Here is a 10,920-nt window from a genome sequence, read left to right as displayed (position 1 = left end):
ACCATGACCCCGCAAGAACTCAAAACCATCATGGGCTCCGGCCTGCTCTCGTTCCCCATCACCGACTTCGACGAGCAGGGCAACTTCCGCCCCAAGACCTACATCGAGCGCCTGGAGTGGCTCGCCCCCTACGGCGCCAGCGCCCTGTTTGCCGCCGGTGGCACGGGTGAGTACTTCTCGCTCTCGGGCCCCGAATACAGCGAGGTCATCAAGACGGCCGTGGATACCTGCCGGGGCAAGGTGCCGATCATTGCCGGGGCCGGTGGCCCCACCCGCACGGCCATTGCCCATGCCCAGGAGGCCGAGCGCCTGGGCGCCCATGGCATCCTGCTGTTGCCGCATTACCTGACCGAAGCTGGCCAGGAAGGCCTGATCGCCCATGTGGAGCAGGTCTGCAAGAGCGTGAAGTTCGGTGTGATCGTCTACAACCGCGACCGCACCAAGCTGACGGCCGAGTCCCTGGCCATCCTGGCCGAGCGTTGTCCGAACCTGGTGGGGTTCAAGGACGGTGTGGGCAACATCGAGACCATGTCTTCCATCTACATGAAGATGGGGGACCGCTTCTCGTACCTGGGCGGTCTGCCCACGGCGGAGGTGTATGCCGCTGCCTACAAGGCGCTGGGCACCCCGGTGTATTCGTCGGCGGTGTTCAACTTCATCCCCAAGACGGCGATGGAGTTCTACCAGGCGGTGGCCAGCGATGACACGGCCACGCAGCACCGGCTGCTCAAGTCGTTCTTCATGCCGTACCTGGCCATCCGCAACCGGGTGGAGGGCTATGGCGTGTCGATCATCAAGGCGGGGGCGCGCATCGTGGGCCATGACGGCGGGCCGGTGCGGGCGCCGCTGACGGACCTCAAGCCCCATGAGATGCAAGAGCTCAAGGCGCTGATTGACAAGCTCGGGCCGCAGTAAGCGCGGCCTGCGGATTCCTTCCTTTCCTCATCCACCCCCGAGGCCCCGCAGAGGGCCTGCCATCACTACTTTCGGAGACACCCTCATGTTCGTTGCCAAGAAACTGTTGCTTGTTGCTGCCGCCTGTGGCTTTGCCTTTGCCGCATCTGCGCAGCCCGCCGCGCCCGCTGCTGCCACCTGGCCCGATAAACCCGTGACCATCGTCGTGCCGTTCCCGGCCGGCGGTTCCACCGACATGGTGGCCCGCGCCATGGCCCTGCACATGGGCGACAAGTTGGGCCAGAACTTCGTGGTGGACAACCGCCCGGGTGCCACGGGCACACTGGGCGCGGGCATGGTCAAGCGCGCGCCAGCCGATGGCTACACGCTGCTGGTGTCGTCGCTGGGTGCCTTTGTCGTGGCGCCGCATTTGCTCAAGAGCGTGCCATACGACGCCCTCAAGGACTTTGACTACATCACCGTGCCGGTACAGGCGCCCAACGTGCTGGTCGCAGCCCCCGGACAGAAGGCGCGCACCGTGAAGGAGGTGATCGCCCAGCTCAAGGCCAACCCGGGCAAGGTGAGTTTTGCCAGCTCGGGCAACGGCTCGTCAGACCACCTTTCTGCCGAAGTGTTCTGGCAGCAGAGTGGCACCGAAGGCCTGCACATTCCCTACAAGGGTGGCGCACCGGCCATCAACGACCTGCTGGGCGGGCAGGTGGAGTTCTCGTTCCAGAACGTGAACGCCGTGTTGCAGCACATCCGTGCGGGCAAGCTGCACGCCATCGCTGTGACGGGCGACAAGCGCAGTCCTGTGCTGCCGGATGTACCCACGCTGGCCGAAGCGGGCGTGGCCGGTGCTGAGGTGTACTCCTGGCAGGGCATGGCCGCACCCAAGGGCCTGCCGCCAGCACTCAAGAAGAAGCTCGCGGACGCCGCCATCGCGGCCATCAACGACCCTGCCGTGAAAAAGCGCATGCTGGACCAGGGCCTGGAGATTGTCGGCAGCACGCCCGAAGCCTTCACCGCCTACCAAGCGCGCGAATTCGCCCGTTGGAAGACCGTGATCGAGACCCGAAAAATCACCGCTGATTGAGCCCTGCCACGAGGCGCCGGGCGCGCCTCATCCTCGTTTTCTGACCACCATGACCAACTCTTCCAATCCTTCTGCCACCAGCACCCCCGTTATCACCGAGCTGCGCGTGGTGCCTGTGGCGGGCCACGACAGCATGCTCATGAACCTGAGCGGTGCGCACGGTCCGTTCTTCACGCGCAACCTCCTCATCCTGCGTGACAGCGCGGGCAACACGGGAGTGGGCGAAGTACCCGGCGGCGAGAAGATCCTCCAGACCATCGAAGATGCGCGACCGCTCATCGTGGGCCAGCCCGTGGGTCACCACAACGCCGTGCTCAATGCCATGCGCGCCCAGTTTGCCGACCGCGATGCGGGCGGGCGTGGCCTGCAGACCTTTGACCTGCGCATCACCATCCATGCCGTGACGGCGGTGGAGTCGGCCTTTCTCGATCTGCTGGGCCAGCACCTGGGCGTGCCCGTGGCCGCGCTGCTGGGCGACGGCGTGCAGCGCACATCGGTGCAAATGCTGGGCTACCTGTTCTATGTGGGCGACCGCACCAAGACCGATCTGGCCTACCGCACCGAGCCCGGCGCCGACAACGACTGGTTCCGCCTGCGCAACGAAAAGGCCATGACGGCTGAGGGCATCGTGCGCCTGGCCGAGGCCGCTTACCAGCGCTATGGCTTTGCCGACTTCAAGCTCAAGGGCGGTGTGCTGCGTGGCGAGGAAGAGCTTGAGGCCATCCGCGCGCTGCACGAGCGCTTCCCCGAAGCGCGCGTGACGCTGGACCCCAATGGCGGCTGGCTGTTGAAAGACGCCATCCGCCTCACGCGCGACCTGCACGGTGTGATGGCCTATGCCGAAGACCCCTGCGGCGCAGAAGGCGTGTTCTCGGGCCGCGAGGTGATGGCCGAGTTCCGCCGCGCCACCGGCCTGCCCACCGCTACCAACATGGTGGCTACTGACTGGCGCGAAATGGCGCACAGCCTGGCGCTGCAGTCGGTGGATATTCCGCTGGCAGACCCGCATTTCTGGACCATGGCCGGATCAGTGCGTGTGGCGCAGATGTGCCAGGCCTTCGGCCTGACCTGGGGCTCGCACTCCAACAACCATTTCGATGTTTCTCTGGCCATGTTCACCCACGTGGGCGCCGCTGCCCCGGGCCGCGTGACCGCGATCGACACGCACTGGATCTGGCAGGACGGCGAGCGCCTGACGAAGCAGCCGTTCCAGATCAGGAATGGTTTCATTGACCTGCCCGAGAAGCCCGGTCTCGGGGTAGAGCTGGACATGGACGAGGTTGAGCGCGCCCACCGCCTGTACCTGCAGCACGGCCTGGGTGCACGCGACGACGCGATTGCGATGCAGTACCTGATCCCCGGCTGGAAGTTCAACAACAAGTCACCTTGCATGGTGCGCTGAGGCGGTTCAAAAACACAAAGCCCTCCAATGGAGGGCTTTGTGTTGGTGGCAGGGCAGGGGATCAGGCCATCCGGTCTTCCGCCCGTCGCCGGGGCAGCTGGCGCTTGACGGATGGGCGCTGCAGTCGCTGCTTGGGGTCCACGCCCTCGGGCAAGCTGGTGGCGCGCTGCAGTTGCAGGTGGGCCACCAGGCCTCCGGTGCTGGAGTTGGCCAGCGCAAAAATGCCGCCCATGCGCTGCACCGTCTTGTCCACAATCGACAGCCCCAGGCCTGCACCTGCCGCTGCCGTGCGCGCCGAGTCGCCCCGGAAGAACGGCTTGGTGAGGTTGGACAGCTGCTCAGGCGGCACGCCAGCGCCGTGGTCGCGCAACTTGATCAGCACCCAGTTTTCGCGGCTCTTGGCGGCGATGTCCACGTTGGTGATGCCCGTGTCCTCGTTCTTGCCGTAGCGCCGGGCGTTTTCCAGCAGGTTGGAGATCACACGGGCCAATTCCACCTCGTCTGCCAGCACGTTCAGGTCCTCAGGCACCGCCATGGTGATCTGCAGCTCGCGGTGGTCCTGCACCGCGTACACACACGACGACACCACCGCATGCAGGTTCACCGGGGTCAGCGTCACGTGGTCGGGCCGTGCGTAGTCCAGAAACTTGTCGATGGTGGCATCAAGCTGCACGATGTCGGCCACCATGTGCTCGCGGGCCACTTCGTCGGTCACGCTCATTTCCGTTTCCAGCCGCAGGCGCGCCAGCGGCGTGCGCAGGTCGTGCGAAATGCCTGCCAGCATCACGGCGCGATCCTGTTCCAGCTTGGCCAGCTTTTGGGCCATGCGGTTGAAGCCAATGTTCACCTCGCGGATTTCGCTGGTCACCACTTCTTCGTCGAGGTGGCTGGCGGCAAAGTCACCGTCTTTGACGCGGTTGGCCGCATAGGACAGCTGCTTGAGCGGGCGGTTGATCAGCCGTGCAATGGCCGCAGCGCCGGCCAGCGACAGCGCAGCCGCCGTGATCAGCCAGATCAGCCAGGTGCGTCCCCCTGCCGGGCTAAAGCGCGAGCGGTCCATCAGCAGCCAGTTGGGGTCGCCGTTGATATTGAAGCCGACCCACAGACCGTTTTCTCCGTTCACGCTTTGCGCCACGATGGTGTCCGGGCCCAGGCGCATGGTCAGTTCGTCGGTCAGGCGGTTGCCCAGGGCCGTCGGATCGAGCAGTGCGTACTTGTCCTTGGGCTCGCGCGGCAGGATGCGCACACCCTCCTGGTCGGCCATGGTCTTGATGAGCGACACGCGCGCGATGGCGTCGGAGTGCACCAGCGCCGCGCGGCTCAGGTTGACCAGCGATGCAATCTGCTGTGCGGTCTGCAGCGTGCGCGGTTCAAACTCCAGCGCGCGCAGGGTTTGCAGCCACGCCAGGATGCTGCCCACCAGCAGCAGGGCCAGCAGAAAAAACGTGCGCCAGAAAAGGTTCAGACCGACGCGCGCACGCTGTTCCCGCGCCCGCCGAATGGCCTCCAGCGGGGCGGGGCTGGTGGCGTCGGAGGGGGCGGTGACAGACTTGCGGGACGAAGATCTCGGCTTGCCCTCAGTGTTGGCCATGAACTATCAGCTCGTTCCGTCCGGCACAAACACGTAGCCCACGCCCCAGACGGTCTGGATGTAGCGGGGCGCTGCTGCGTCCACTTCCACCAGCTTGCGCAGGCGAGAGACCTGCACGTCCAGGCTGCGGTCGAAGGGCTCGAACTCGCGGCCGCGGGCCAGCAGAGCCAGCTTTTCGCGCGACAGGGGCTGGCGCGGGTGGCGCACCAGGGCCTTAAGCATGGCGAATTCGCCGGTGGTCAAAGGCAGTTCTTCGCCATTGCGCTGCAGTGCGCGCGTGCCCAGGTCGAAGGTGAAGGGGCCAAAGGTGACGACTTCGTTGTCGCCCGATGGGGCGCCCGGGGCTTCCTGGGCGGGGCGGCGGCGCAGCACGGCGTGGATGCGGGCGAGCAGCTCGCGCGGGTTGAAGGGCTTGCCCAGGTAATCGTCGGCGCCCACTTCCAGGCCCACGATGCGGTCCACGTCCTCGCCCTTTGCAGTGAGCATGATGATGGGGGTGCGGTCGTTGGCGGCACGCAGGCGGCGGCAGATCGACAAACCGTCTTCGCCGGGCATCATCAGGTCCAGCACGATGATGTCCACCGTCTCGCGCAGCAGCAGGCGGTTGAGGGCCTTGCCGTCTTCGGCAACCATGACTTCAAAACCCTCTTGGGTGAGGTAGCGGCGCAGCAGGTCGCGGATGCGGGCGTCGTCGTCCACTACCAGAACTTTGTCGGTGCGATTGGGTGTTGTGGCCATGTTGATCTCAAGTCCAATTTGTAACAGAGCCAATTCTGACCAGTTGGAACGCCGAAGTTCGGGTTTGCAGGCCGGGTTTGACCAACTGTTACAAGTTTTGCCCAGCTTCGCACCTCGTGCGACATGGCTTTGTCAAGGGCGTAGCGCACTGCGGTTAAGGTGGTGCCCCGCACCCCTGGCAACCGGGGCGTGCACCAATGACAAGGACCGTGTGATGATGAAAAACACTACCAAACTGATAGCTGCCGGTGCATTGATTGCCTGCGCAAGCGCCGCTTTTGCCCAAAGTGTACCGGCCCCAGAGCTGCGCAATGTGGTGCAGCTGTCGGCCACGGGCACGGTGGAGGTGCAGCAAGATTTGCTGGTGCTCAACCTTGCCACCAGCAAAGAGGCCGCCGATGCCGCTACCGTGCAAACCCAACTCAAGCAGGCGCTGGATGCTGCACTGACCGAGGCCAAGCGCAATGCGCAGCCAGGCCAGCTGGACGTGCGCACCGGTCCGTTCGGGCTGTACCCGCGCTACGGCAAGGACGGCAAGATCAACGGCTGGCAGGGCCGGGCCGAACTGGTGCTGGAGGGCCGTGACTTTGCACGCATCACGGCCACCGCCGGCAAGATTCAGACCTTGGCGATCAGCCAGGTGGCGTTTGGTCTGTCGCGCGAGGCCCGCGCCAAGGTGGAGTCCGAGGCCCAGACCCAGGCCATCGAGCAATTCAAGGCCCGTGCGGCCGAACTGGCCAAGGGCTTTGGATTCGCGAACTACAGCCTGCGCGAAGTGGCGGTGAATAGCAATGAAATGTCGCCCGGCCCCCGGCCCCGCATGATGGCCGCCGAGGCCAAGGCGGCGTCGTTCTCGGACTCAGCCGTGCCGGTGGAAGCGGGCAAGGCCCAGGTCACGGTGAACGTGTCGGGCTCGGTGCAGATGCGCTGAGGCCTCTGAGCCCCCTGAGTCGCTGGGTGTGCCCTGTTTGAAATAAAAACGGCTGCAAGCGCTAGTGTAATAAGCGCTGGCAGCTATCAAAAGCAGAGCGATTGCTCAGCGCCGGCTTACTGAGCAGCCCAGCCGCCGTCCATGTTCCACGCCACGCCACGCACGTTGTTGGCGGCGGGGGAGCAGAAAAACACGGCCAGCTCGCCCAGCTCTTCGGGCGTGGTGAACTGCATCGAAGGCTCCTTCTCCCCCAGCAGCAGCTTCTTGGCTTCTTCATTGGATATGCCGTGTTCGGCGGCCTTGGCGTCCACCTGCTTTTGCACCAGTGGCGTCAGCACCCAGCCGGGGCAGATGGCGTTGCAGGTCACGCCGGTGGTGGCGTTTTCCAGAGCGGTGACCTTGGTCAGGCCCACGATGCCGTGCTTGGCGGCCACATAGGCGGACTTCTGGGCCGATCCCACCAGGCCGTGCACCGACGCCACATTGATGATGCGGCCCCAGTTGGCGCTCTTCATCGCGGGCAGGGCCAGGCGCGAGGTGTGGAAGGCGCTGGTCAGGTTGATGGCGATGATGGAGTCCCAGCGTTCGACGGGAAAGTTCTCCACATTGGCCACGTGCTGGATGCCTGCGTTGTTGATCAGGATGTCCACGCGGCCAAACTGGCTGGCGCTGTACTTCATCATGTCTTCGATGTCGGCCACACGGCTCATGTCTGCGCCGTGGTAAGCCACCTGGGCGCCCGCAGCCTCGCCGGCCGTCAGCACCTCGGCACGGGGGCCATCCACATCGCCAAAGCCGTTGAGCACGATGTTGGCACCCTGGCGCGCCAGGGCCTTGGCGATGCCAAGACCAATGCCGCTGGTGGAGCCGGTGACGAGGGCAGTTTTGCCTTTCAGCATGGGAGTCTCTCCGAATGAATTACGATGCGACGACAAGAAAAAGTCGGCACTCAGGGGCAAGCGATGGGTGCCAACGACCACAGCATTATCGAGCGCTGCCCCCGGATTTCGCACCCATGATTGAACCTACGCTGAACTACGTACTGTGCCCAGGCCCCGCGGCCTCGCCGGAGACTCCAGACCGCGCACCCGCTCCCGCACAGCAGCACCGCATGGCGTATTGGGAGTGGAACGCCACCGGCAACCCGGCGCACCCGCACGTCATCGTCTGCGTGCACGGCCTGTCGCGCCAGGGGCGCGATTTTGATACCTTGGCCCGCGTGCTGAGCCAGCATGCGCGGGTGATCTGCACCGACGTGGTGGGCCGGGGGCGCAGCGACTGGCTGGCCGACCCCATGGGCTACCAGATTCCCCAATACGCGGCGGACATGCTGGCATTGCTGGCGCAGTTGCACCAGCAAGCCCCCATAAGCACGCTGGACTGGGTGGGCACGAGCATGGGCGGGCTCATCGGCATGGGCATCACCGGCCAGCCCGCTCTGCCCTTGCCGGTGCCTGTGCGCCGGCTGGTGCTGAACGATGTGGGGCCTGTCATCCAGTGGCAGGCGCTGCAGCGCATCGGACAGTATCTGGGGCAGCCCGCGCGGTTTGCATCGCTGCAGCAGGCGGCCGATGCAATGTGGGCCATCTCCACCAGCTTTGGCCCCCACACGTCCGCCCAGTGGCTGGAGCTGTCGCGCGCCATGGTGCGCGCGCTGCCGCAGTCCGCCGGAGGCGGCCTCGCGCTGCACTATGACCCGGCGATTGCCGTGCCGTTCAAGACGTTGACGCAGGAGGCTGCGGCGGCGGGCGAGGCGGCACTGTGGCAGCTGTATGACCACATCACGGCCCAGACGTTGCTGTTGCGCGGTGCGCAGTCCGACCTGCTCTCACGCGATACGGCGCAGGCCATGGCGCAGCGCGGGCCCCGGGCCCGCGTGGTGGAGTTCGACGGTGTGGGCCACGCGCCCACGCTGGTGGCGGAAGATCAGGTCGCCGCAGTCGCGGATTTCCTGCTGGCGGCAGAAGGTGCTGTGGCCGGATGAAAACCAACCCTCCTGCACCAGCGTCTCTCACCCCCCAGGCCGACGCTGTCCCCCAGCTCATCGCTGCCACGGCGCACACCCTGCCGGAGCAGGTGAACGCACTGGCCCGCGCGCGCGCTTTTGCCGAACCCTTGATGGCGGGCGAAACGCTCGACTCCGGCGAGAACACGCTGGCCCATGCCGATGCCGTGGCCGCCATCCTCAAGGGTATTGGCGGTTCCGAAGCCATGCAGGCGGCCAGCTATCTGGTGCACGCCTGCATCCATCTGAACAAACCCGAGGAGGTGATCGCCAAGGCCTTTGGCGCCAACTTTGCGGCGCTGGCGGTGGAGACCACCAAGCTGATGCGCGTGCAGCAGCAGGCCCGCGCGGCTGCGCCGCTGGACGACCCCGCCGTGCAGACGGAGAACGTGCGCAAGATGCTGCTGGCGTTCTCGCGCGACCTGCGTGTGGTGATGCTGCGGCTGGCCTCGCGCTTGCAGACGCTCCGTTTTCATGCGGCCAGCAAGCGCCCCGTGTCGCCCAGCCTGGCGCGCGAGTCGCTGCAGGTTTTTGCGCCGCTGGCGAACCGCCTGGGTATCTGGCAGGTGAAGTGGGAGCTGGAGGACCTGTCCTTCCGCTTCCTGGAGCCCGACACCTACAAGGAAGTGGCCCGCCTGCTCGACGAAAAGCGCGGCGAGCGCGAGGTCTACATGGAGCAGCTGCGCGCGCGGCTCGAATCCGACCTGCGTGCGCGCAGCATCAGCGCTACCGTGGCGGGCCGCCCCAAGCACATCTACAGCATCGTCAAGAAGATGCGTGGCAAGTCGCTCAACTTCGACCAGGTGTTCGACATCCGCGCGCTGCGTGTGGTGGTGCCCACGGTGAAGGACTGCTACGCCGCCCTGAGCTGGGTGCACGAGCAGTTCAAGCCCATCGTGGAGGAGTTTGACGACTACATCGCCAAGCCCAAACCCAACGGCTACCAGTCGCTGCACACCATCGTGCGGGACGACAACGGCAAGCCCATCGAGATCCAGATCCGCACCCAGGCCATGCACGAACACGCCGAGCATGGCGTGGCAGCGCACTGGGCCTATAAGGAGGCCGGGGCCAAAGGTTATGCGGGTGTGTCCGCAACGGGCGAGTACGACGCCAAGATTGCCGTGCTGCGCCAGCTGCTGGCGTGGGAGCGGGACCTGGCGGGCGCGTTGCCCAACCGGGGCTTGTTCGAGGACCGCATCTACGTGCTGACCCCCGATGCCGCCGTGGTGGAGCTGCCCCAGGGCGCCACCCCGGTGGACTTTGCCTACTCCGTCCACACCAGCCTGGGCCACCGCTGCCGGGGCGCCAAGGTCGATGGTGTGATGGTGCCGCTCAATACCCCGTTGCAGAACGGGCAGACGGTCGAAATCTCCACGGTCAAGGAAGGGCGCCCCTCGCGCGACTGGCTCAATGCCGAGCTGGGCTATCTCACCAGCAACCGCGCCAAGGCCAAGGTGCGTGCCTGGTTCAACGCACAGGCCACGCACGAGACAGTGGCCCGGGGCCGTGAGGCGGTCGAAAAGCTGTTGCAGCGCGAGGGCAAGACCGCCATCAAGCTTGATGATCTGGCGGTGCAACTGGGCTTCAAGTCGGCCGACGCGCTGTTTGAGGTGGTGGGCAAGGACGAGTTTTCGCTGCGCAACATTGAAACGGTGCTGCGCCCGCCCGAGCCCGTGCTGCAGCCCGACGACTATCTGCTGCTCAAGAAAACACGCACCAACGATGCGGCCCCCAAGGGAGGTGTGCTGGTGGTGGGCATCGACTCGCTGATGACGCAGCTGGCCAAGTGCTGCAAGCCCGCACCCCCGGACACCATCCGTGGCTTTGTCACGCGTGGCAAAGGGGTGAGCGTGCACCGTGCCGACTGCAGCAACTTCCGCGAGATGGCGGCACGCAATGCCGAGCGTGTGATCGAGGTGGAGTGGGGCGTGCCCAAGCCATCGGCATCCACGGCGGTGTACCCGGTGGACGTCGCGGTGGAGGCCGCCGACCGCCAGGGCCTGCTGCGTGACATCTCGGAAGTGTTTGCCCGCGAAAAAACCAATGTGATCGGTGTGCAGACCCAGTCCGTCAAAGGCACGGCGTGGATGACGTTCACGGTAGAAGTGTCTGACTCAGGCCGCCTGAACAAGGTGCTCGGCATCGTGGCTGGGGTGCAGGGCGTTCGTTCTGCCCGCCGTCGTTGAGGCGAGACGCGCGCGGGCCTTGCCTGTGAGCCCGCTTCGCGCGCGTTGTGTGATTTGTAGCCTGCCGTGCCCGA

Annotated in this window: 9 protein-coding genes; 6 read left to right on the top strand and 3 right to left on the bottom strand. The window is 65.5% G+C overall.

Annotated elements, in window-relative coordinates; genetic code table 11:
* Positions 1 to 3 precede the first annotated feature (3 nt).
* From kdgD to gudD, 3 genes are all read left to right on the top strand, one after another.
* Positions 4 to 915, top strand: coding sequence for a 5-dehydro-4-deoxyglucarate dehydratase (kdgD, locus tag ACTJKQ_RS12815; protein WP_440597028.1), 912 nt, complete (start codon positions 4 to 6; stop codon positions 913 to 915).
* An 85-nt stretch (positions 916 to 1,000) separates the two neighbouring features.
* The gene (locus tag ACTJKQ_RS12810; protein WP_440597023.1) at positions 1,001 to 1,990 is read left to right on the top strand and encodes a Bug family tripartite tricarboxylate transporter substrate binding protein; all 990 of its coding nucleotides are present in this window, start codon (positions 1,001 to 1,003) and stop codon (positions 1,988 to 1,990) included.
* Between the two features lie 49 nt (positions 1,991 to 2,039).
* Entirely contained in the window at positions 2,040 to 3,392 is a 1,353-nt protein-coding gene (gudD, locus tag ACTJKQ_RS12805; RefSeq protein ID WP_440597022.1) for a glucarate dehydratase, read from the top strand.
* Positions 3,393 to 3,453: 61 nt separating this feature from the next.
* On the opposite strand, the gene ACTJKQ_RS12800 is transcribed toward gudD, so the two are convergent.
* Positions 3,454 to 4,983 (bottom strand): sensor histidine kinase, encoded by a 1,530-nt coding sequence (locus ACTJKQ_RS12800; RefSeq protein WP_056064216.1) that lies wholly within the window; start codon positions 4,981 to 4,983, stop codon positions 3,454 to 3,456.
* A gap of 6 nt (positions 4,984 to 4,989) precedes the next feature.
* Positions 4,990 to 5,721: an osmolarity response regulator transcription factor OmpR gene (ompR, locus tag ACTJKQ_RS12795; RefSeq protein WP_015014739.1), complete on the bottom strand. Its 732-nt coding sequence runs from the start codon at positions 5,719 to 5,721 to the stop codon at positions 4,990 to 4,992.
* Positions 5,722 to 5,938: 217 nt separating this feature from the next.
* On the opposite strand from ompR, the gene ACTJKQ_RS12790 reads away from it, so the two are divergent.
* Positions 5,939 to 6,652: an SIMPL domain-containing protein gene (locus ACTJKQ_RS12790; protein ID WP_440597021.1), complete on the top strand. Its 714-nt coding sequence runs from the start codon at positions 5,939 to 5,941 to the stop codon at positions 6,650 to 6,652.
* A gap of 116 nt (positions 6,653 to 6,768) precedes the next feature.
* Here ACTJKQ_RS12790 and ACTJKQ_RS12785 read toward each other — a convergent pair whose 3' ends face one another.
* A complete protein-coding gene (locus tag ACTJKQ_RS12785; protein ID WP_121942604.1) occupies positions 6,769 to 7,551 on the bottom strand; it encodes a 3-hydroxybutyrate dehydrogenase in 783 nt (260 codons plus the stop codon).
* Between the two features lie 116 nt (positions 7,552 to 7,667).
* Between ACTJKQ_RS12785 and ACTJKQ_RS12780 the strand changes: the two genes are divergently transcribed.
* Complete coding sequence (locus ACTJKQ_RS12780; RefSeq protein WP_440597020.1) at positions 7,668 to 8,636, top strand: alpha/beta fold hydrolase; 969 nt, start codon at positions 7,668 to 7,670, stop codon at positions 8,634 to 8,636.
* The gene (locus ACTJKQ_RS12775) at positions 8,633 to 10,846 is read left to right on the top strand and encodes a RelA/SpoT family protein (protein WP_056064207.1); all 2,214 of its coding nucleotides are present in this window, start codon (positions 8,633 to 8,635) and stop codon (positions 10,844 to 10,846) included. The genes ACTJKQ_RS12780 and ACTJKQ_RS12775 overlap by 4 nt, the downstream gene beginning before the upstream one ends.
* The last annotated feature ends 74 nt before the right edge of the window (positions 10,847 to 10,920 follow it).

This window comes from Acidovorax sp. 22279 (assembly GCF_052045435.1).
In the GTDB taxonomy this organism is placed as follows: Bacteria; Pseudomonadota; Gammaproteobacteria; order Burkholderiales; family Burkholderiaceae_C; genus Acidovorax; species Acidovorax delafieldii.
This window is presented reverse-complemented; position numbering and strand designations above follow the sequence as displayed.

Excerpts from the sequence above, each read along its gene's own strand:
- kdgD (WP_440597028.1), top strand. The coding sequence starts at position 4 with ATGACCCCGCAAGAACTCAAAACCATCATGGGCTCCGGCCTGCTCTCG.
- ACTJKQ_RS12810 (WP_440597023.1), top strand. The coding sequence starts at position 1,001 with ATGTTCGTTGCCAAGAAACTGTTGCTTGTTGCTGCCGCCTGTGGCTTT.
- gudD (WP_440597022.1), top strand. The coding sequence starts at position 2,040 with ATGACCAACTCTTCCAATCCTTCTGCCACCAGCACCCCCGTTATCACC.
- ACTJKQ_RS12800 (WP_056064216.1), bottom strand. The coding sequence starts at position 4,983 with ATGGCCAACACTGAGGGCAAGCCGAGATCTTCGTCCCGCAAGTCTGTC.
- ompR (WP_015014739.1), bottom strand. The coding sequence starts at position 5,721 with ATGGCCACAACACCCAATCGCACCGACAAAGTTCTGGTAGTGGACGAC.
- ACTJKQ_RS12790 (WP_440597021.1), top strand. The coding sequence starts at position 5,939 with ATGAAAAACACTACCAAACTGATAGCTGCCGGTGCATTGATTGCCTGC.
- ACTJKQ_RS12785 (WP_121942604.1), bottom strand. The coding sequence starts at position 7,551 with ATGCTGAAAGGCAAAACTGCCCTCGTCACCGGCTCCACCAGCGGCATT.
- ACTJKQ_RS12780 (WP_440597020.1), top strand. The coding sequence starts at position 7,668 with ATGATTGAACCTACGCTGAACTACGTACTGTGCCCAGGCCCCGCGGCC.
- ACTJKQ_RS12775 (WP_056064207.1), top strand. The coding sequence starts at position 8,633 with ATGAAAACCAACCCTCCTGCACCAGCGTCTCTCACCCCCCAGGCCGAC.